Origin of the sequence: Paenibacillus sp. FSL R10-2778, assembly GCF_038593035.1 — a bacterium.
GTDB lineage: Bacteria > Bacillota > Bacilli > Paenibacillales > Paenibacillaceae > Paenibacillus_AQ > Paenibacillus_AQ odorifer.
This window is the reverse complement of sequence record NZ_CP151956.1, coordinates 5,760,983-5,781,869: the sequence shown is the minus strand read 5'-3', so window position 1 is coordinate 5,781,869 and position 20,887 is coordinate 5,760,983. Positions and strand designations below refer to the sequence as shown.

The window sequence follows — 20,887 nt, the reverse complement described above, 5'->3', positions numbered from 1 at the left end:
TCACCGCCAATTGCAACCGTCACTTGGAAAGATACGATTTTTAAAAAATATCATTCGGCGTGGAAAGGGCAGTATTTTTTCATCATTTCTATCGTTTCTTCATCACGCGGATTATTTCTTTCGGACAGGCCGGAAATGATGCCGGAGCGCTCTTCTTCTTTTAGGTTTTGCCCAAACTTAAACTTCGCAGTGATCTCCTCGGGGGTAATGCGCACAACGGCAACTCCCTTTAGACGGGGACGATATTTAGGGTCCTCTGCATCGATGGAATCATAACCCCCCTCGGGCTGGAGCTTTTTCATAAATAAGGAGAGTACACTGGCTTTTTCACTAATGTCTTCAACAGGTTCGGCTTTGCCGTAGGCGGTCACACTTTTAAAATAGGCGGTTGCAGGGCAGGCCAGCTCGGGATCGCTAAAATAAGACGGGATAAGAGCATACTCATCCGCTACCGTAAAGCAGACCTGCTGCTGATTGCGGATCGCCTTCATTTTGCCACCAGCATGACTGCCGTGGAAATAGAAACAACCATCTGTATATACAAAATTCAGCGGTGTCACCCGCGGTTGCCCCTGTTCATCGCTTGTACCGAGAAAACCAAAACTCATTCCGTTAAGAAAAGAGACCAATTCTTCCTCCTGATCTACTTTAAATTCTTTTCTGCGCATAGGGATCACGTCCTCTTTCTTTTTTAGTCTAGAGCGTCTGCTCCAATGTAAATGTTCTTTAAAGAATAGTAGAGTGGTTGACAATTAAAAAGGACCAATTAAGATAGTTTTTAATGGACCACTTGCTGGTCAAGGAGGATAACGATGAATATCACGCTGGCATACGATCAATATCTGGCGATACACCGCTACAAATATTTAGCGTTATATCACGCGCTCCGCGCAGGAATATTGGAAGGAACACTTCCGGGAGGCACTCCGCTGCCGTCTACACGAAGTCTTGCTAAGCACTATGAGCTGTCGCGCGGATCGGTCTCGCAGGTGTATGAAATGTTGCTCGCTGATGGTTATGTAAGGACTGAAACGGGGCGGGGGACATTCGTATCGGAAGATAGCTTTGCTTCAGCTGCCAGTGGCAGTGACGGTGAGAACCGGGCTTTGGGTGAAGCCGCAGATGCTGCTGGAGGAGATTGTGCAAGCGAGACTACGATTCCGATCTCGGCGTGGGGAAAGCGGCTGCTTGCGCGCCCGATACCCTTTTATGAAAAGAGTAACAAGAAAGTAGTGAGCTTCCAGAGTAGTGGTATGCGGATGGAACATTTTCCATACTCCGAATGGCGCAGTGCGCTCTCTTATGCCGGAGGGAAGGAAGGTGGATTGCTGCAAAGCTCTTGTCCACCTCAAGGCGATGAAGGGCTTCGGAAAGCTATCGCTGCACATCTGCGGATTACCCGCGGGATTCGCGCGGATGCAGAGCATATCGTATTGTTCAGCGGCTCGATGCAAGGCATCGTTATTTTGACGCAGCTGCTGCTGGACGCAGGAGGCTCAGCGGTCGTTGAGGACCCGGGCTTTCACGGGATTCGCCGAGCCGTAGAGATCACCGGAGGCCGATTGCTGGCAGGGGAGCTGGATGGCAATGGTCTTATTCCGGAGGATTGGGATGCCCGGCTGTTGTTTGTTACGCCGAGCCGTCAATTTCCTACGGGTGTGGTACTGCCTTTGGAACGACGCCGAACCTTGTTGGAGTGGGCGCAGCGGCATCATGCAGTAATCATTGAAGATGATTATGACAGTGAGTTCCGTTGGGCTGGGCGTCCTATCGAGCCCTTAAAAGCACTGGATCGTGAAGAGCGAGTCGTGTATGTGGGCTCCTTTTCAAACACGATGTTTTCAGGCCTGCGGCTCGGCTTTGCAGTGCTTCCGCCCTCTTTAGTAAAGCCGACTATCGCCGCCAAGGCGCTATATGAGCCCTTGCCGGTAGGGCTGCTGGAGCAGCGAGCCTTGGCGCGGTTCATGAATACAGGCGGCTATGGCCGTCATCTGCGCCGGATGACACGCATCTATGGTGAACGCGGACGCATCCTCAGGACGCTGCTGTCGGAACGGCTTAAGGAGCTCTTCGAGCTGCTGCCTGGTGATGCGGGCTTGCATGTATATGCCCGCTGGCTGCGCAGCAGCGAAGAGTTTGTTGCTTTCCGAGCGGCAGCGCTTAGGCGCGGTACGGATTTTAGAGATGCCGCGTTATATCAGCTATCACCGGGAGCGCCGGCCGCTTGTTTTTCTTTTGCCCATCTGAATGCCGCGGAGCTGGAGGAAGGGATAACAAGCCTGCATCTGGCGTGGGAAGATGTACAAAATGCAACATGACAAGGTATGATAAAGAAGATGAAATGCAAAACTAACCGAATGTTTAAGAATTTTGACGAAGAAACTCGGAGTAGATTAAGCTAAACAAAACTATATAGACACTGCGAAGTCAGAAAGAGCAGATTTGCTGAGAATACTAAGCGGATGCTTACGAGACAAGTTTTGCTAACAAAACAAAGCGGATGCTTACGAGGCAAGTTTTGCGAAGTAGTTCAAAGTAGGTTATGCTAACAAAACTTTTAGGAGGGAACGTTATGCTGCATGCATCGCCGTCCTCTTTTGTTATTTTGCCGGCTCTGGCTAAGATTGTATGCGAGCCGGGCTGGAAATGGCAAAAAAGAGAGAAGTCGCTGCAAAATTATGATTTATTTTATGTATGGAGCGGGGAAGGGACGGTTGTGCGTAACGATGAACCCTTTCAAGTAGGTAAGGGAAGCTGCTTCCTTTTTCGTCCGGGTGACCATACAAGTGCTACACATAATCCGCAAAAGCCACTTGTACTTACATATATTCATTTTGATGTCTCCGAAGAGGTGACGGATATTCCGCTGCCCTATCGTGAGCTTACAGAAACCGTTGAATTTGAACATCTGCTTGCTAGGTACGTTCGACTATTTCTGGTGGATACTTACGCCGCTGAAGAAGAAGGGCAGCTTGTACTGAAGCAGCTGATGATTCATCTGCTGAGGGAGGACCGTGTGAAGCCAGTAGAACGTTATGTTAGCAACCATTTGACAGAAATCATTCACGAAATAGCGAACTATGTGAGCCAGCATCCGGGGATTGCACATCGAGTAGAGGATCTTGCTGCTCGTGCGGGGCTTTCACCGCGGTATTTTTCAATTAAGTTCAAGGAGCTTACGGGTTCTTCTGTGCAGTCTTATGTCATCCGAGCCCGGATTGAGCGTGCTCAGCATTTACTGCTGTACGCGGGAATGAATGTTACTGAGGTAGCAGATGCGCTTGGATATCGTGACATTTTCTTTTTCAGCCGCCAGTTCAAGCAATATACCGGAAAAAGTCCATCTGAGATCCGCTGATTCACTTTTTTTGTTTCAGTTTGATCACCCAAGGGTAAATACTTTGCAGTTTAGTTTACAGAGAATTTACATAACTTCTTGGAAGGAGACTCTTGGCATGATCATCAGACGCAGAATTTGCAACACGGATTGTAAGAGTGGAGGCGGAGGTATTTTTAGAAACCGCTTAAAACGGTTAAAGCAGGCGAATGCTTTTGTCGTGGATAGCTGGTTCTAAACTGAACAAGCAAGCATAGAATCGCCTGATATGACTAAAAATATAAATAGCCGGGGCCGTGAGGCATCCGGTTTTTTTGTGTTGTTAGAAAATGATATATATAATGAACTTAAGTCGAAGATTAGAGTAACTGATGGGCATTTCATCGTGCCTCACGTTGTATTTTGTACAATAGATTGACTCTAATAGCAGTCGAATTTGAATTCTGAAGCACATCTTACATTCAAATTCAGGAGAAACAACCTTTTTAGAGATTATCACGATAATCTATTGCACGAAGTACAATGTAATGTATCTTCAAGTGAAAGTTAAGATTTTCTGTTGCACATTCTGCAATGAAGCGTATGCTCATTTACCGCAATATCCGCACACCGTTCACGCTCCATGCACGCCTCATTCACGTACCTTTAAGGATGTTTAATTGGCCTAACTATGAGGTAGCGGTAGATATTTATTTCTACGATTGGGTTATTACTAAGGTGAGAGCTTTCTGCATACGTTTCGCATAACGTTGTTCGTCGGTAGAATATATAAGGTCCATAGTTGGAAGGAGAGAGAGAAAATGTACGAAATCGTACTTATACGTCATGGTGAGAGCCAGTACAATGTACAGAATTTGTTCACAGGCTGGAGTGACCCGGATTTAACTGAGAAGGGTATCCAAGAGGCAAAGACTGCTGGTAAGCTGTTGAAGGACGCTGGGTATACATTTGATCTGGCTTTTGCTTCGGTACTCAGACGCTCGATTAAAACTCTTAACTATGTACTGGATGAGATGGATTTGCTGTGGATTCCCGTGCAAAAGTCTTGGAAATTGAATGAACGCCATTACGGGGCATTGCAGGGATTAAGTAAAAGCGAGACAGCACTAAAATATGGAGATGAGCAGCTGCATATCTGGCGGCGGAGTTTATCGGTGAGACCCCCGTTGCTGGAGCTTGATGATCCTAGGTATGCCAGAAACGATATTCGCTACAGCAGTGTTCGTCCGGGAGATATCCCGCGTGGAGAGAGCCTGGAGGACACTGTACATCGTGTAGGCGATTTCTGGGGAAACCGGATCGTACCTCTTTTGCGTAAAAAAGAACGGGTGCTTATCTCAGCCCACGGCAATACGCTGCGTGCATTGATTAAATTTATGGAGGATATTGATGAAGCGGCATTACTGGAGCTCAATATCCCTACCGGAGTACCTCTCGTGTACAAACTGGATGAGGACATGAATCCTATCAGTCGCTTTTATCTAGGCGATCCGGAACAGGTAGCGGCCAAGGCGCTTGATGTTGCTAAGCAGGGACATGTGTAATTGGCGTGTAATAAGCGTATAGGCGTAGCAGGTGTATTGAGTATAACGGGTGTACAGTAATAAGCAAAACGGGGCGTAAAGGTTAAATAAGCGCATCAGGCGTAATAGGTGGGTTACATGAAAAGATAAAAGGACAGCCTTGGGGCTGTCCTTTTTGTTATTAGTGTGTTTGTGACCAATCAAATGTGCGAAAATGGCGCGTTTAAGGTCAGCTGGGTCCGATAGCGTTGAATGCTAACGTTCCACCAACTCTCCGTTGATTCTCGACCAATACTCTACCAGCTCTCCACTAATCCTCGACTAGTCCTTAACTAACGCTCGACTAGCCCTTAACTAACTTTCGACCAACCTCCACCAACGCTCTGCAAATGCTTACGGACTCAGCAGCCGCTATTTGCCCATTTATCGCCATTTGAGCGGAGTTTCGGACTCCAGCGTCGCTATTGCCCAAGAATCGACTCTAATATGGCGTTTTTCATGCCAATAGCTGCGGTGGAGTCCGATAGAATTGCAAATGTGTGAAAAAGCCGCGTATAAGGTCATCTGGGTCCGATAGCGGCGAGCGCACACCTTCCACCAGCGCTCGACCAGCCCTCAACTAACACTCGACTAGTCTACACTAACACTCGACTAGTCTACACTAACGCTCGACCAGCCTCAACTTACTCTCGGCCAGCCCTTAACTAACTTTCGACCAACCTCCACCAACGCTCTGCAAATGCTTACGGACTCAGCAGCCGCTATTTGCCCATTTATCGCTATTTGAGCGGAGTTTCGGACTCCAGCGCCGCTATTGCCCGAGAATCGACTCTAATATGGCGTTTTTCATGCCAATAGCTGCGGTGGAGTCCGATAGAATTGCAAATGTGCGAAAAAGCCGCGTATAAGGTCAGCTGGGTCCGATAGCTAGCGATAGGTGTAAGTTGGCTAGCGATAGGTAGATGATAGCTGGACGATAGCTGGACGATAGCTACACGATAGCTAGAGCGTTCGCCTCCGCAACTGTGCTCCACACGAAGTCCCCAAAATTAGAGGGCACCCCAGCAGCCATTTCATGGCTTTTGAGGCACCCTCTAATTTTTTAGAAATTCGCCTAAATCTCCCTACAAAGGTCGATGCAACGTTCCCAGTAGTTCGCCCATTTTTACCTTTGAGTTGACCTCAAGCTTGGGTCTCGGGGTAAAGGTACCGCTTTCCGTGAGCAGCACTACGGTGGAGCCAAACTCAAAATAAGCCAGATCATCGCCAATTTGCCACTCGGCAGCGGTATCATCCGTATAACGAATACTGCTGACGTTCATTGCGCCTACCTTTACTACCGCGGTTTCTCCGTGACTCCCGGCAATATACGTAATGAGACGTTCGTTGCGGTTCAGGACACCCTTCATATGTCGCATTCCGAAATCGTTGACAGGATAGGCTCGTCCGCGAATATAATCGCTCTCCACCTTTTGTCCGGTAAGGGGAGAGTGTATCCGGTGATAATCGGTAGGACTCAAATAAAGAACGAAGAAAAAACCCTTCTTGTACAGCTCCAGATGCGGGGAGTGATTAAGGAGATCCTCGATCTTATAATCCTGCCCTTTTACATTCATAATCGTACCGGCGTTAATGTCACCCATAGCAGTAATCGTTGCGTCTACGGGACTAACCAAAGCGTCAGCGTCGGTTGCAATAGGCCGCATGCCCGGCTTCAGCCGGCGGCTGAAAAACTCATTAAGAGTGAGATATTCTCCAGGATTTTTCTCCGCTTGAGCGGAGGGGATTTGATAAGTCTTAATAAATGCCGGGATAAGAAAACGGCTGATTCTACTATGAGAAAAAGATCCCATTAACCGTGAAAGCCACCGGTGTGAGGATAGCTCGGTCATCAGCCGTAGCAATTGTTTTACCATGCCCATCTCCCTTCCATAATGCAGCAGTACGGTTGTATACGGGTCGTCTCTGCTCTGCATTATATTGACATAGAATAGGAGACAAATCAATAACTGTTATATACCGTACTGTTCGTTTCTATTAAAAAACGCGCGTATCCCATAGGTCTGCGATAGCTGTCTTTCCAAATTTCCGTAAGGCCGGCTTTATGAAATCCGTAGCGTTGGTCACGACCGTTACACTCTATGAAGAAGAGTCGTCCGTCCTTAGTAATGCCTATATCCAGTCCGATATCGGCCAGTCCGGGAAGGTCTTGCTCCAGACACCGTGCGATTGCAAGGCTAAGTATTTCGACAGACATACGGATGTGGGCCGCTGTGGATCTTGAAAAGGCCTTTTCGAGCGCGAGGGAGGAGCTTAACGCTTCTCCTCCGCGGGCTATATTGGAGACAAAACCCCCTGGGGCAGCCAGTTTGGCGAAGAGCCCAGTGACCTGCCAATCTCCTCCCCAGCCGCGCTGAACGGTGACGCGTAGATCAAAGGGACGTCCTCCAATCTCAGCAAGGGGAATACGTTCTTGTACAAGATAAGGCACGGAGGTTAGGCGTGCGCGGAGCGCTTGTGGCAACGCCGCCTGATTGACGGGAATACTTCTCCAGCGCTGCATCGAAGGGGAGAGGTAGCTCAAGGTCCAACGCTGAGCTCCCTTGCGGACCAGCCGCATGACCCCATTCCCTATACTTCCCCGGCAAGGTTTTAGAATGAGATCGGGATAAAGATTCATCATTTCTTTTAGGCCTGAGACTCTCGTTGTTACGGGTAAATATTCGCGAAGCTCCGTATTTTTTTCAAGCAGCTGATGGATCTCATCTTTGCCGTATCGATTACATGTATTGAAAATCAGGGGATAGTGCTTCAGCAGACGCTGCATCCCAGGGCTGTTTTTGCTGTATATTGCCCGGTTATGGATAACAGCAGGCGTAGGAACAACTACGCTTTTATATCCATTAACTCCCTTTATATAGGCGGCACTAAAGCCTGTGTCCGTATCGATGTCCGCGAGCTTCAGGAAGCAAGGGACTAAACCGTATGCCGCCGCGGCCTCTTCATAGTTGGATAGAGACTCCTGTCCTGTTTTTAGCCGGGGAACGCCCCGGTGCATATCGGCATTTAGTAATATTCCAACGAGCTTATGCCCCATGTTTGTTCCTCCTGTTTCATCGGTTACATGATCCCTGCTTTTTCTACTCTTGTCATAGTATGTTTGTACCCGCGTGTCAGGGTGGACGAATGCGCGAAGGCAGATGCCTTTTTTTATACATAATCTTATGAAGGCCTCATCGCAAAAGGGTGTCATAAGCCCATACCGCTGCATATGATGCCTAGGAGAAACATTAGATGGAAGGAGGAGACTGCTTGTGAGGGGTTCCAAAAAAAAGCAGCCGCGCAGTCCACAGAAACGACTCTATTTTGTAGATAATCCCAATAAAGAGGAACTGAGTATGCTGGATACCAAAAGCAGCTCTAGAAACTCGGGGAATAACAGTGACGGAGTCAGTGAAGCAGAGATCGCGGAAGTTCAGGTAAGTGGGGGAGCAATAGCTGAAGTCGTTCTAGAGGAGCCAACTTCTGCTCCAGTTCTACAATTGGAGCCGGAGCTTATAGAAGAAGCGCAGCTTCAGAAACAGGCGGATAATCTTCCTGAAACCGTATGGTTCGCTCCTCCAGAGAAAGAACGTTTTCAGCCCGTTTATACAGATGATCTTTCGGATGCAGCGGTGACCGGAGCCAAAATCGCTCCACGTACTATTGACGGTTCTAAGCTAAAGTTCGGCATTATTGGTACACCTTGGCTGCAAGATTACGCTGTACAGAGTATCAATATCGCGGACAAGGCAGTCACTTCTGCAAAAATCGCACCAGAATCGATAGTGGGCGAGCATTTAGCAGAAGGAAGCGTTAGTGGCGGTAAGCTGCTGGATCATTCGATCAGTGGAGAGAAGCTGAAAAATGGCAGTATTAGTCCAGAGAAGCTGGCTGATCGGATTATAGGCGGCGGTCAAATTGCAGATAAAGCTATTGAGAGCCGCCATTTAAGCGATTTGATTATTACTGCGGATTTACTGGAAGATGGAGCCGTTACTAGTGACAAAATAGGAAGCAGCAGCATCACAAGCCGCCACCTGGCAAACGGCAGTGTTGACCGTTCCAAGCTGGCCGATGCAGCGGTATCTGGCGATAAAATAGCTGATGGTGAAATCAGCAGCTCAAAGCTAGCGGATGCTGTCATTGAAGGCCGCCATCTTAGCGACGCCTTGATAACCGCCAGACATCTGGCCCCGGGAGCGATTGGTTCTGATCAGCTTGCCAGCAAATTGATCGGTAAGGAACAGCTGCAGTCGGGTATTATCGAAGGCGGGCATTTAGCTGATGGAGCTATAGGTTCTAAGCAACTTGGTGCAGATGTCGTAAGAAGCGTACATTTAAGCCCAGAAAGTGTGAATGGTAATCATATCGGTGATGGCGAAATATCAAGTCGGCATTTGGCTGACCGCAGCATCTCTTTTTTAAAGCTGGCTGAGGGTGCAGTAGGGACTGCGCAGTTAGTGGAGCAAGCGGTAACCTCGTCCAAAATTGCTGACCAAAGCATTCTCCCACATAAGCTGGCAGACGAAGCAGTGACCACAAGACATATTGCTAAATCCGCCATTCGCGGACCGCAAATTGCTATGCAAGCCATAACTTCTATTCATCTGGAACGCGAAGCAGTGAATCATTCGCATATAGCTGCGGATGCGGTCGGCTCGGAGCAGCTCAAGGAAGAAGCTATTCAGACTCAACATTTATCTTCCGGTGCTGTGACTGGAGAACAGCTGGCTTCAGAATCTGTGGGTGGGGAGCATCTTCGTGCACAGAGCGTTACTTCAGCCAAGTTGGCAGATGGAAGTGTAAATGCAGCTAAGCTGGCAGCGGGTGCAGTGATTGGCAGCACGATTGCGCGTGAAGTAGTCAGTGGTGAACATATCGCTTTTTGTACAGTGGAGGAAAAACATCTGGCGGATGCCAGTGTGAGCGGCCGTGTATTGCAGGATGCTGTGGTAAATAAGGATCATTTGGCCACGGGAGCCGTGGAACGAAGACATCTTGGTGAAAATAGTGTGACTTCCGCTGCGATTCAGTCGGGCTCAGTTTCAGGAGATAAGCTGGCTTCCGCTGCGGTGAGAGAAATTCACCTGGCAGCAGGAGCCGTGCAGCCTCATCATCTGGCCGATCATGCAGTGACCTCGTTGAAGCTTTCACCGGAAAGTGTCTCAACGGATAAAATCAGTGATTTAGCAGTCACTTCGGCTAAGCTTGCAGACGGCAGCATAGAATCCAGTAAACTGGCGGCGTCAGCAGTTCAAGCGGAGCATTTGTCGGTAAATGCTGTGAGTTCGAAAACCATAAGCGAAAGTGCTGTTCAAAGTAGACATTTGAATCCTGGCAGTGTCAGTGGGGCGCATATCCGGCCGTTGTCTATCGGGAATGGTCATATCCTTCCGAATTCTATTTCTGCAGTTCAAATCCAAGAGGGCAGTATTAATAGCTCTAAGCTGGTAAAAGGTGCCGTGGATTCTCAGCATCTTTCACCTGGTAGTGTAGACGGCAGCCATCTGTGTATCGATACCATTGAAGGCCGTCATATCCTACCGGGTGAGATCACGCTGGCTCATCTGGCGGAAGAGGTACGTAGCTCTGAGTTGCTGCCAGACGGCTGCATAACTGGGGAGAAGCTGGCAGAAGGATCGGTAGATTCCAACCATCTCCTGCCTGGAAGTGTGAACGGAAGCCATTTGAACTCGGGTTCTGTAGAAGGTCGACATATCCTACCGGGTGAGGTCACGCTTGCTCATCTGGCTGCAGATGCATATACCTCCGACTTGCTGCCTGAAGGCAGTATTACCGGGAAGAAGCTGGCGGGAGCATCTGTGGATTCTATTCATTTAGTGTTTGGAAGTGTGGAAGGCGGACATCTGAGTTCAGGTTCCGTCGAAGGACGTCATATTGGAAAAGGTGAGATTACCCTAGCTCATCTCGCCGATGAAACCCGAAGCGCTGATCTGCTGCCAGACGGTAGCATTACTAGAGAGAAGCTGGCGGAAGAATCTGTAAGTTCTATACATCTAGTGCCTGGCAGTGTGGATGGCAGCCATTTAGGCCCAGACACAGTTGAAGGACGTCATATCCGATACGGTGAGATCACGCTGGCTCATTTGGCAAAAGAAACACGCAGCTCTAAATTGCTGCCAGACGGTAGTATTTCTGGAGTAAAGCTGGCACATGCTTCCGTAAATTCAAATCATCTAGTACCTGGCAGTGTGGAAGGCGTTCATCTAAGCTCAGGTTCTGTCGAAGGGCGCCATATTGGAAAAGGTGAGATTACGTTAGCTCATCTGGCCGAAGAAACACGTAGCGCTGACTTGCTGCCAGACGGTAGCATCACTCGGGAGAAGTTGGCGGAAGAATCCGTAAATTCTAATCATCTGGTGCCTGGAAGCGTAGATGGCAGTCATTTGAGTCCGGACACAATAGAAGGACGTCATATCCGATATGGTGAGATCACGCTGGCTCATTTGGCCGAAGAAACACGCAGCTCCAATTTGCTGCCAGACGGTAGCATTACTGGGGAGAAACTGGCGGAAGCATCCATAAATTCGAATCACCTTGTACCTGAAAGCGTGGAGGGAACTCATCTGAGTCCGTCTGCAATAGAAGGACGCCATATTGGAAAAGGTGAGATCAAGCTAGCACATCTGGCAGATGAGGTACGCAGCTCCGAGCTGCTGCCAGACGGAAGCATTACCGGGGTGAAGCTGGCGGAAGCCTCCGTAGAAGCAATTCATCTAGTGCCTGGCAGTGTGGATAGAACTCATCTGAGTCCGTCTGCAGTAGAAGGTCTCCATATTGGAAAAGGTGAGATCAAGCTAGCACATCTAGCGGAAGAGGTACGCAGCTCCGAGTTACTGCCGGATGGCAGCATTACCGGTAAAAAGTTGGAGGGTGGATCTATTACTGCCTACCATTTGGCTCCTGGCAGTGTCTATGGGGGACACTTAGGGGGGAATGCGGTAGATAGCCGCCATATCCGTGCTGGAAGCATTACTCTGAATCATTTGGCAGAAGAAGTGCGCAGCGCTGATTTATTGCCGGAAGGCAGTATTACAGGCGAGAAGATTGAAGTCGCGACGATTCAGTCTTTCCATTTAGCCCAAGGCAGCGTCTCTGGAGGTCATTTGGCCGGGGATGCGGTGGATGGCCGCCATATTCGATCGGACAGCATCACGCTGAAGCATTTGGCAGAAGAGGTACGCAGTGCGGATTTGTTGCCGGATGGTAGCATTACGGAAGAAAAACTCGCTGAAGGCTCCGTGAGTTCCTCACATTTACAACCATGGAGTGTTTACGGAGAGCATCTTGCTGACAAGATCGTGGCAGATCGGCATTTGCAGCCTGGCATCATCAAATTAGAACATCTTGCAGATGAAACACGCAGCTCAGCCCTGCTCCCGGATGGCAGTATCAACGGAGCTAAGCTGAAGGAAGGTAGTATCGAGTCCGCTCATCTGACAGAAGGTGCAGTAGGGACAACAGAGCTTCAGGATGAAGCAGTAGTAGCATCCAAAATCTCTTCGTTTGCGATTCAAGCCCGCCATCTGGAAGAAGAAAGTGTTCAGGAATATCATATTTCCCCAGGTGCAGTAAACGGGACTCATCTGGCACCGAACTCTGTAAATACAGATCATCTGTCCTTCAGTCCGATTCAGACAGCTGGGAAGCGAGAAGCACTACAGCAGTTTGGAATGACAGCATTTATGTTCAATGGGGATGCAGAGAGTGTAGAGGTGACCGTATCGTTTGATGAGAGCTTTGGGCATACGGGTTATGTGCTTGTTGCCATGACCAATCAGCCTTACTTCTATGCTTCCTTAAAGAGCAGAGCCAATGGAGAAGCAGTGATTCAAGTGGTGCGGTTGCGCGAAACTCCGCATTTCTATGGGGTTATCTCTTGGATTGCTATAGGTGCTCCCTTAGCTAAACCGGCAGCAGATGATCGTGTATTTGATTGAACCTTAAGCAGTTCCTCTTAAAAACAGCAGAGCAGCGAATCTCCTTATTGGAGATCGCTGCTCTGTTTTTTTGTTGGGAACGGTACTTGTCAGCATTGCCGGGTTTAATCAATCGCTGTGGCTGCGGCTCTGTCCGATAGCCTGGTAGTCTAAACATCTGCTACTACTTACGGACCCAAATGGCGTTATTTGCAGGTTTGTTGTCTTTTGAGGCTGGTTTCGGACTCTAGTGACGCTATTGTATAGAAATAGAGCCTTATTGGGTTCTTTTGATGCCAATAGCTGCTATGGAGTCCGTTAATAATCTAAAAGTGTGATAATGCGGCGAATAGGAGCAACTGTGTCCGATAGCGCCAAAGTATAATCATCCGCTGCAGATTCGGTTGTGTCCGATAGCGCCAAAGTATAATCATCCGTTGTGGATTCGGCTGTGTCCGATAGCGCTAAAGTACAATTACCTGATGCGGATTCGGTTGTGTCCGATAGCGTCCTAACCTAATCCCCCTGCTGCGTTACTGCGTTCGTTACCGCCGCAGGTTGTGTCCGCGGCAGCTGGCTATGCGCAATGTATCTAAGCCGAAGTTTGGTGGGGAGTACATTTGTCCTGTTTTCAGAACGACAGGAGACAATTGCCGTTACCCTGTGCGTTATAGTACATAAACTGTGATGTAACCCTCAGCCTGAAGAATTGGCTCTGTAAGGAAGGTGGATGAGCATGAAGCCCAAACGAACTTCTGCCCGCCGCACAGGGCGGCGGGTCTCTCGGATGAAGCGGCGGACTTCACGCCCAGTGCGGCAAGTCGCTGTAGTCCCTATAGTTAACCATCCTAATCCCTATGTTTCGGTTATTATTCCAGCCATGAATGAAGCTCAGACCATTGCGGGAGTGATATCTGGAGCCAGAGGGGTCCATCCGCGCTGCGAGGTAATTGTGGTCGTGAATGGATCCACTGATCAAACGGCAGGGATTGCACAATCGCTAGGTGCGCGTGTTATTTCCTATGAGTTGCCGCTTGGACACGACGCTGGCCGTAGTGTGGGAGCTGAGGCAGCCAAGGGAGAAATCCTATTGTTTACAGATGGAGATTTGGTGATACCTGCTTCGGGGCTGCGTCCTTACGTCACTGCTGTTAGTGGTGGAGTGGACATAGCGCTTAATGATTATTCCGGTCCGGTCCGGAAGCTGTCCCCCCATCCGGTGGTGCTGTCTAAACATGCACTGAATATTCTGCTGGGCCGTCCAGATCTGAAGGGATGTTCGATGACGGCAGTTCCGCACGCAATCAGCCGCAGAGCACTTGATATTTTAGGGAGCGATTCATTATCACGTCCTCCACTGGCGCATGCCCAGGCAATTCTTAGTGGACTGCATGTGGTAGCCGCTCACAAAGTACCTGTAGGGAAGTTAAATGCGGTGAGGCGCAAGGAAGACGGCATAGATCCATTGCAGCAGTTGATTACAGCGGATCATATGGAGGCTGTATCCCTCTTGCTGGAACATCGGGGGAACAGAGCGGGCTTTGGCGACGGAGCCCGGCGCAGAGAGATGGTGAGATGATGGTTGTAACTTTACGAGGCACAGCAGCTCGAACGGCAAAGAAACGCCCAATCCGTCACAGGTCAGCCAATCGCTCTGTAAAAGCCAACGCTGCTGCTCGCCCGCTTCTGTCTCGGCAATCGAAGGCAGGCAAGGAGACTCTGAAATTACCGAAGTTACGCGGGACTTTGTCAGTCATTATCTCCGCGCGTAATGAGGAGCAGACCTTGTCCCGTCTGCTGCATCAGGTTGCACGGCTTGAACCTGCAGAAATTATCGTCGTACTTAATGGCTGCAGTGATAACTCTTTTCCTATTTCTAGACAACATCGTCAAGCCATTGTAGTACACTGCCCAGAGTCTGTCGGACATGATGTGGGCCGGGCTATCGGTGCAAAGCTGAGTCGCGGGGATATATTGCTTTTTCTGGATGGAGATATGGTCATTCCGGCCTCTCAGCTCGTTTCATTCACGGCGGCTGTAGATCGCGGAATTGATGTAGCTCTTAATGATTTAGACTCACTGATGCCTTCCTTTGGATTATGTGATGATGTCACCCGCAGCAAACTGTTTCTGAATTATGCTCTGGATAGGTACGATCTCGGGGTTAGCTCTATGACAGCTGTTCCTCATGCGCTTTCGCGGCATGCGCTTGAGACCATAGGCTACCGTGAATTAATGGTTCCACCTAAAGCCCAAGCTCGCTCTGTATTAGAAAAGTTACGGGTGGAGAAGGTAGGAACGGTAAATGTTATTAAACATAATCGGCTGCGCAAGGCAAATACAGGGGTTGGAAATGCTGTGGAAAAACTGATCATAGGAGATCATGCTGAGGCTCTACATGAGGTTCTTTCCCGGCGAAAAGCTGGCGGTCTGCTAAGTAGTGAAACACAGCGTGAGTACCGCAGACAGGTAGCCGCTTGGAGGAATCGGATATGACGCTGACGAGTATTATTATTCCAACCTACAATGCGCTGCCCTTGCTGCGGGCCTGTGTGGAATCTATTCGTGCCTACACTCCGCCGCCTTATGAGATTATCGTAGTGGACAATGCTTCAACGGACGGAACAGACACCTATTGCCGTGCGAATCATCTAACGTTTATTTCATTGCCAGACAATCGCGGCTTTCCGACTGCATGCAATTTGGGGCTACAGCTAGCGTCAGGTGATGAAGTCCTGCTGCTGAATAACGATGTAGTGGTGTCTCAAGGATGGTTAACTAATCTGAAGAGGGCTCTATATAGTGCTCCTGATGTAGGTATTGTTGGACCAGTCACAAACTATGCCAGTGGACGTCAACAGGTGAAGACCGATTATGAAGGTCTGATAGGTTTTCATCAGGCTGCTGAGAGGGCGAACCTTCCAAATCCCCAGAAATGGCTGGAGACGAGACGGCTGGTAGGATTATGTTTTTTATTCAAAAGAGAGCTGCTAACTTCCGTAGGTCTACTGGATGAGAGATTCTCACCTGGACATTACGAAGATGATGATTATTGTTATCGCGCCAGGATAAAGGGATATCGGCTGCTTATCGCCGGGGATTGCTTGGTGCACCATGAAGGAAGTGCAAGTTTCAAGCAAGTTTACAATACCGGACTGCAAGTACTGGTGGAACGAAATCGCAAGATCTTTATAGATAAATGGAATGTAGATCCTATTAATTTTATATGAAGTGCAGATCCGAAGGCAAAGGACGTAGATAAAGAGGAGGAAAGTAAGTGAAAGGAGTCATACTGGCGGGCGGAACAGGATCTAGACTTCAACCGCTGACCCGGCTTATGAACAAACATTTGCTTCCGGTCGGCAAATATCCTATGGTCTGTTACGGCATAGACCGGCTTCGCCGGGGAGGAATTACCGACATTCTTCTGGTCATAAGCAAGCAGTCTGCTGGCCTGTACACGGATTTTTTAGGCAGCGGTGCTGCATTTGGTGTATCTCTGACCTATAAAATTCAGGAAGCTGCCGGAGGCATTGCCGAGGCGCTTGATTTAGCAGAAGGGTTCATTTTCCCAGGGGAACGATTTGTTGTATTGCTCGGGGATAATCTTTTTATGGATGATCTGAAGCCTTATGTGGAGAGTTATCTTCGTCAGCCAGCGGGCACTGCAAAGGTGTTGCTGAAGCCGGTGGAGGACGCGCGCAGATACGGTGTACCTGTGTTTGATAGTCAAGATGCGGCATGGATTGCTTATATCGAAGAAAAGCCTGAGCATCCGAAGACCAATTATTGTGTAACTGGTATTTATATGTACGATGAAGCTGTATTTGATATCATCCGGCAGGTATCGCCTTCCAAGAGGGGGGAGCTGGAGATTACCGATGTAAATAATATATACGCCGCTGATCGCAGACTTAGTTATGATGTGCTTAAGGATTGGTGGAGTGATGCGGGGACGTTCCAGTCTTTACACGAGGCGGGGGAAAAGTTAAAAGATGCACTGCCATAAGGCAGTGCTTTTTTTGTTGTAATCCTACTATAGATAGCTGCAAGGGCTTTGAAATCACACGTTACTCAGAGAGCTCGAGGGTTAGAAATCCTCCACCAGATTAAATCCTCAGTTTCTTTGTATCTCTCAGAGCCTAGACGCTCCAATACTTTGTGGGAGGCTGTATTATCTTTTTCAGTGTCAGCGATTACATAGACAGCTTGGGGATGGGAGAAAATCCATGCATTAATTGTGTGTAGTGCCTCTGTTGCATATCCTTTTCTTCTATATTTCTCATCAATCCCATACCCTAGAATAACCTCGCCTTTCTCATTCGGGTAACCTTTAAGGATAATGAATCCTATAATACATTGATCTTCCCGATGGATGATGGCCCAGTTCGTTAACCATAGGTAATGGTCGGGGTCCTGCTGCACCTTTTTTAGCCTGATCTGCATAGCATATTGCATTTCATCATCAAGCGCCGCACTGATGGCAGCTAAGCCTAATTGCTGCTGTAGCTCCGAATAGTTATCTATTGCTAGCGTGAGCTCTGGGGCAGTTAAAGGTATTAGATCGATACGCTTGCTTTCAAGCTTCATATATTCCCCACCAACCTTTGGTAAACTCAGGATTGTGCATTTCACATTTTAATCCTTTTAAATGTACTTAGCAATAACGTAATTTTTATGTCATTCCAGTCACGAATAGAGCCTTAACTTGTCGAGGATCCCGGCACCGTCCCGGCTCCTGCCGCATATGCTGTAGCAGGGCGTTTGAGCAAAGGAGACATGAAGGTGCAGAGTAAAATAACTAAAGTCCTGCAGCACATGGCCCATACGCATGAACAGATGGCGCGGATTCTAGATGCTGAGCGCCATGTGGCTGTCCGTATGTCGCAAATTGTCCACGATCTGCCAGATGCGGAGCCTGATTTTGATGGGATCAGCGGGATGATCGAAAGCTCAACTCAGGTAAACAAGAACATTATTGCTTACTTGAATGCACTTGCAGATCTGGAAGAAGCGATGGCTGATGGGGTAGGCAGAGTGATTAAGGAATTGAACGGTCAAGAAGAAGAGTAACGCTATAGGAGCAGGAGGCGGAAGATGAGCAGAGAAAAGGCTTATCTGCAAATGCTGGAGTCCACCGCCGCCATCCAGTGGAACGTTGCGTTGATTCTGGAAGCTAAGGCGGTTGAAGCTGAAAAGGTAAAGCAGTGGGCACAGCATCATATCCACGCTAGAGCCTTTGATTCCCACAGTGAGCAACTGAAGGAGTCCCTCTCTATACACGAGGTCATCGTGGAGATGGTCGAAGGGCTGACCAAACTGGAGAACGGACTCTACAGCAATTTAAAAGCAGTGCTGGGCAGTGGTGAAGACGATGGTGGCGGGGAAGGTTTTGGAGACATGTCAGGTGATGGCTTTAGTTTTGGAGAAGACAGCAAATGAGCGGGGACCGTCTCTCTGAACATGCCGTCAAGCTGGAGATGATTCGCTCCATTTCGCGCAGTCAGGCTGCTTTGGCGGCCATCTTGGAGAGCATCGCCGAATTGACGGAGCAATCTGAGTTGACGGCCCGCAAATTGAGCGACAATATCAGGATTTTAAGTGGGTATCAGAGTGCGATGTGCCGGATGATGTCCGGGATTTCATTACATCGTCCTAAACGGGGAATTCCTGCTGCGCCATGGCTGAGCAAGGCATACGCCGTAGGAACCTCCAGAGAACATGGAGCACAGGAGGAGTAGAAGCATGAAGAAAAAAAGCCGCAGAACGCTACGTTCAGGCAGAACCCGTAGACGCACATTGCTGCTCTCGCGGAAAGCAAAAGTTCGTAAAGGGCTAGCCCGTAAATCCCGCAGAGTTCTTGCCCGGAAAACTGCTCGTTATGGGAAGTCAAAGAAAGGCCTATTGCTACGCAAGAAAAGAAGACTTCGTCGCAAGCTTGTTCGTAAAGTAAGGGTTGCGCAGCCACCGGTGATTGTGGTACCCGTGAGCGAGGCTCCGCCTGCTCCACAGGTAATTCCGCTCCCCCCGGAGCTGGGCGTTTCGCCGGAAACGCCTCCGGCAGACGCCTTTCAACAGGGCTACACCGAAGCATACAACGTGGGGTTCGACGCCGGTTTCGCCAAGGGCTTCGAGGACGGGCATAAGCTGGAATTCAGCTAGGAGACACAGATGACAAGATCCGCTCCGTCCGTGAGCGGGTCTTGGGGTTTTCGTGCGGACTGGTTTGCTGCGCTGCCGATGTGATAAACTTCATAATGAAAGTGAAAATAATATGAGGTTAAGATGAAGGCAGGGATGATTCATGGGTACTGAGATTCGCAGAGCACGCAAAGATGAGATTGATGAAATTATGGAGCTGATTGCCAAATGCGTACAGGTGATGCAAGCAGGTGGCAGCGATCAGTGGGACGAGCATTATCCGAACCGGGAGATCATCTCCCTTGATATTGAACGTGGCAATCTATGGATATGTGAGGAGAACAATGCGGTGGCCGGCATTCTAGTGTTGGACGAGCATCAATCTGAGCAGTATGGGAAGATTGACTGGACTGAAACGCAAGGGCCTCATTTAATTATGCATAGATTGGCTGTGCATCCCGAAGTGCAAGGGAAGGGAATTGCACGCCGTCTTAGCACTTATGCAGAAGAATATGCTCGCCAGAATGGTTATTCCAGTATCCGTCTGGATACATATGCTAAGAACACTGGGGCACTCGCCCTATATCCCAAGTTAGGTTATGATCGCAGGGGTGAAGTAACTTTTCCGGGGCGCACCGCTAATTTTCCGGTGTTCGAGAAGGTTCTAGAAAAGCACGGAAATTCGGAAGCTTAACATAGCAAGAGAACCAGAGGATATCTCAGAGCCATCAAATGGCTGCTGGGATATCCTCTTTTTTCGTGAAAATAACACCTTTCTCTAAACAAAAACTTTGTTTGATTAGGTAGCATTTGCGCTTACGGAAACCCTGCTCAAAAGGCGATGAATTTGCAAAAAAGCGTCATTGGAGTCCGAAACCCTGCTCAAAAGGCGATAAGTGTGCAAATAGCGTCATTGGAGTCCGAAATACTGATCAATAAGCGAAAATGTGTAAATAGCGTCAGCTGGGTCCGAAAGCATCAGTGGCAGAGTATGACTCGACACTATCGGACCCAGATGACCTTAAACGTGGAATTTTCCCACATTTGGGATGCTATCGGACTCCAGCGCAGCTATTGGTATAAAACACATTGCATATGGGACTGTAACGAGGAAATAGCGTCACTGGAGTCCGAGATCTTGCTCAAAAGGCGATAAATGTGCAAATAACGTCATCTGGGTCCGAAACCATCAGTGGCTGAGTGTGACTCGCCAGTAACGGACCCAGATGACCTTAAACGTGGAATTTTCCCACATTTGGGATGCTATCGGACTCCAGCGCAGCTATTGGTATAAAACACACTACATATGGACCTGTAACGAGGGAATAGCGTCACTGGAGTCCGAAACCCTGCTCCAAAGGCGATAAATGTGCAAATAGTGTCATCTGGGTCCGAAAGCATCAGTGGCTGAGTGTGACTCGACAGTAACGGACCCAGATGACCTTAAACGCGGAATTTTCCCACATTTGGGATGCTAACGGACTCCAGCGAAGCTATTGCTATAAAACACACTGCATATGGGCCTGTAACGAAGGAATAGCGTCACTGGAGTCCGAAACCCTGCTCCAAAGGCGATAAATGTGCAAATAGTGTCATCTGGGTCCGAAAGCATCAGTGGCTGAGTGTGACTCGACAGTAACGGACCCAGATGACCTTAAACGCGGAATTTTCCCACATTTGGAATGCTATCGGACTCCAGCGCAGCTATTGCTATAAAACACACTGCATATGGAACTGTTTCGAGGGAATAGCGTCACTGGAGTCCGAAACCATGCTCAAAAAGCGAAAAATGTGCAAATAGCGTCATCTGGGTCCGAAAGTATGGAGGATTATGACTCACCAGTGGTGTGGACGTAGCGAGAGCAGTAGAAGCAGAAGCAGAAGCAGAAGCAGAAGTAGATGTA

17 protein-coding genes are annotated in these 20,887 nt (G+C 48.7%); 13 read left to right on the top strand and 4 right to left on the bottom strand.

Annotated features, from left to right (window positions below; genetic code table 11):
• Window positions 1-50: 50 nt before the first annotated feature.
• Window positions 51-668 carry a pyridoxamine 5'-phosphate oxidase family protein gene (locus NST40_RS25940; protein ID WP_076277568.1) on the bottom strand — a complete coding sequence of 206 codons (618 nt, stop codon included), beginning with the start codon at window positions 666-668 and terminating at the stop codon, window positions 51-53.
• A 144-nt stretch (window positions 669-812) separates the two neighbouring features.
• Between NST40_RS25940 and NST40_RS25935 the strand changes: the two genes are divergently transcribed.
• The 3 genes from NST40_RS25935 (at window position 813) to gpmA (ending at window position 4,881) form a co-directional block, all read left to right on the top strand.
• Window positions 813-2,318, top strand: coding sequence for a PLP-dependent aminotransferase family protein (locus NST40_RS25935; protein ID WP_076277569.1), 1,506 nt, complete (start codon window positions 813-815; stop codon window positions 2,316-2,318).
• A gap of 254 nt (window positions 2,319-2,572) precedes the next feature.
• On the top strand, window positions 2,573-3,358 hold the full coding sequence (locus NST40_RS25930; protein WP_036679782.1) for an AraC family transcriptional regulator: 786 nt from the start codon (window positions 2,573-2,575) through the stop codon (window positions 3,356-3,358).
• 779 nt (window positions 3,359-4,137) lie between these two features.
• Window positions 4,138-4,881 (top strand): 2,3-diphosphoglycerate-dependent phosphoglycerate mutase, encoded by a 744-nt coding sequence (gene gpmA / locus NST40_RS25925; protein ID WP_076141983.1) that lies wholly within the window; start codon window positions 4,138-4,140, stop codon window positions 4,879-4,881.
• A gap of 1,103 nt (window positions 4,882-5,984) precedes the next feature.
• Here gpmA and asd read toward each other — a convergent pair.
• Both asd and NST40_RS25915 read right to left on the bottom strand, forming a co-directional pair.
• Window positions 5,985-6,776 carry an archaetidylserine decarboxylase gene (asd, locus tag NST40_RS25920; RefSeq protein ID WP_076130450.1) on the bottom strand — a complete coding sequence of 264 codons (792 nt, stop codon included), beginning with the start codon at window positions 6,774-6,776 and terminating at the stop codon, window positions 5,985-5,987.
• Between the two features lie 86 nt (window positions 6,777-6,862).
• The gene (locus NST40_RS25915; protein ID WP_076280560.1) at window positions 6,863-7,957 is read right to left on the bottom strand and encodes a YheC/YheD family protein; all 1,095 of its coding nucleotides are present in this window, start codon (window positions 7,955-7,957) and stop codon (window positions 6,863-6,865) included.
• 217 nt (window positions 7,958-8,174) lie between these two features.
• Here NST40_RS25915 and NST40_RS25910 point away from each other — a divergent pair, with 217 nt between their 5' ends.
• The 5 genes from NST40_RS25910 (at window position 8,175) to NST40_RS25890 (ending at window position 16,851) form a co-directional block, all read left to right on the top strand.
• Entirely contained in the window at window positions 8,175-12,863 is a 4,689-nt protein-coding gene (locus NST40_RS25910) for a WIAG-tail domain (RefSeq protein WP_342410128.1), read from the top strand.
• Window positions 12,864-13,578: 715 nt separating this feature from the next.
• A complete protein-coding gene (locus NST40_RS25905; RefSeq protein ID WP_249267796.1) occupies window positions 13,579-14,421 on the top strand; it encodes a glycosyltransferase in 843 nt (280 codons plus the stop codon).
• Entirely contained in the window at window positions 14,418-15,338 is a 921-nt protein-coding gene (locus NST40_RS25900; protein ID WP_342410127.1) for a glycosyltransferase, read from the top strand. The genes NST40_RS25905 and NST40_RS25900 overlap by 4 nt, the downstream gene beginning before the upstream one ends.
• Window positions 15,335-16,072, top strand: a complete 738-nt coding sequence (locus NST40_RS25895) for a glycosyltransferase family 2 protein (RefSeq protein ID WP_076219589.1) — start codon at window positions 15,335-15,337, stop codon at window positions 16,070-16,072. The genes NST40_RS25900 and NST40_RS25895 overlap by 4 nt, the downstream gene beginning before the upstream one ends.
• A gap of 47 nt (window positions 16,073-16,119) precedes the next feature.
• On the top strand, window positions 16,120-16,851 hold the full coding sequence (locus NST40_RS25890) for a sugar phosphate nucleotidyltransferase (RefSeq protein WP_076208710.1): 732 nt from the start codon (window positions 16,120-16,122) through the stop codon (window positions 16,849-16,851).
• Window positions 16,852-16,916: 65 nt separating this feature from the next.
• Here NST40_RS25890 and NST40_RS25885 read toward each other — a convergent pair whose 3' ends face one another.
• The gene (locus NST40_RS25885; protein ID WP_076278183.1) at window positions 16,917-17,432 is read right to left on the bottom strand and encodes a GNAT family N-acetyltransferase; all 516 of its coding nucleotides are present in this window, start codon (window positions 17,430-17,432) and stop codon (window positions 16,917-16,919) included.
• Between the two features lie 195 nt (window positions 17,433-17,627).
• On the opposite strand from NST40_RS25885, the gene NST40_RS25880 reads away from it, so the two are divergent.
• From NST40_RS25880 to NST40_RS25860, 5 genes are all read left to right on the top strand, one after another.
• Window positions 17,628-17,915 carry a hypothetical protein gene (locus tag NST40_RS25880; protein ID WP_036679726.1) on the top strand — a complete coding sequence of 96 codons (288 nt, stop codon included), beginning with the start codon at window positions 17,628-17,630 and terminating at the stop codon, window positions 17,913-17,915.
• A 24-nt stretch (window positions 17,916-17,939) separates the two neighbouring features.
• Window positions 17,940-18,284 carry a hypothetical protein gene (locus tag NST40_RS25875; protein ID WP_036679724.1) on the top strand — a complete coding sequence of 115 codons (345 nt, stop codon included), beginning with the start codon at window positions 17,940-17,942 and terminating at the stop codon, window positions 18,282-18,284.
• Window positions 18,281-18,583 (top strand): hypothetical protein, encoded by a 303-nt coding sequence (locus NST40_RS25870; RefSeq protein ID WP_051491084.1) that lies wholly within the window; start codon window positions 18,281-18,283, stop codon window positions 18,581-18,583. Before NST40_RS25875 ends, NST40_RS25870 begins: the two co-directional genes overlap by 4 nt.
• Entirely contained in the window at window positions 18,564-19,004 is a 441-nt protein-coding gene (locus tag NST40_RS25865) for a hypothetical protein (protein WP_139330222.1), read from the top strand. The genes NST40_RS25870 and NST40_RS25865 overlap by 20 nt, the downstream gene beginning before the upstream one ends.
• 142 nt (window positions 19,005-19,146) lie before the next feature.
• Window positions 19,147-19,677: a GNAT family N-acetyltransferase gene (locus NST40_RS25860; protein ID WP_076130442.1), complete on the top strand. Its 531-nt coding sequence runs from the start codon at window positions 19,147-19,149 to the stop codon at window positions 19,675-19,677.
• Window positions 19,678-20,887: the final 1,210 nt, after the last annotated feature.

Coding starts and splice junctions, on each gene's coding strand:
- NST40_RS25940 (WP_076277568.1), bottom strand. CDS start 668: ATGCGCAGAAAAGAATTTAAAGTAGATCAGGAGGAAGAATTGGTCTCT.
- NST40_RS25935 (WP_076277569.1), top strand. CDS start 813: ATGAATATCACGCTGGCATACGATCAATATCTGGCGATACACCGCTAC.
- NST40_RS25930 (WP_036679782.1), top strand. CDS start 2,573: ATGCTGCATGCATCGCCGTCCTCTTTTGTTATTTTGCCGGCTCTGGCT.
- gpmA (WP_076141983.1), top strand. CDS start 4,138: ATGTACGAAATCGTACTTATACGTCATGGTGAGAGCCAGTACAATGTA.
- asd (WP_076130450.1), bottom strand. CDS start 6,776: ATGGTAAAACAATTGCTACGGCTGATGACCGAGCTATCCTCACACCGG.
- NST40_RS25915 (WP_076280560.1), bottom strand. CDS start 7,957: ATGGGGCATAAGCTCGTTGGAATATTACTAAATGCCGATATGCACCGG.
- NST40_RS25905 (WP_249267796.1), top strand. CDS start 13,579: ATGAAGCCCAAACGAACTTCTGCCCGCCGCACAGGGCGGCGGGTCTCT.
- NST40_RS25900 (WP_342410127.1), top strand. CDS start 14,418: ATGATGGTTGTAACTTTACGAGGCACAGCAGCTCGAACGGCAAAGAAA.
- NST40_RS25895 (WP_076219589.1), top strand. CDS start 15,335: ATGACGCTGACGAGTATTATTATTCCAACCTACAATGCGCTGCCCTTG.
- NST40_RS25885 (WP_076278183.1), bottom strand. CDS start 17,432: ATGAAGCTTGAAAGCAAGCGTATCGATCTAATACCTTTAACTGCCCCA.
- NST40_RS25875 (WP_036679724.1), top strand. CDS start 17,940: ATGAGCAGAGAAAAGGCTTATCTGCAAATGCTGGAGTCCACCGCCGCC.
- NST40_RS25870 (WP_051491084.1), top strand. CDS start 18,281: ATGAGCGGGGACCGTCTCTCTGAACATGCCGTCAAGCTGGAGATGATT.
- NST40_RS25865 (WP_139330222.1), top strand. CDS start 18,564: ATGGAGCACAGGAGGAGTAGAAGCATGAAGAAAAAAAGCCGCAGAACG.
- NST40_RS25860 (WP_076130442.1), top strand. CDS start 19,147: ATGGGTACTGAGATTCGCAGAGCACGCAAAGATGAGATTGATGAAATT.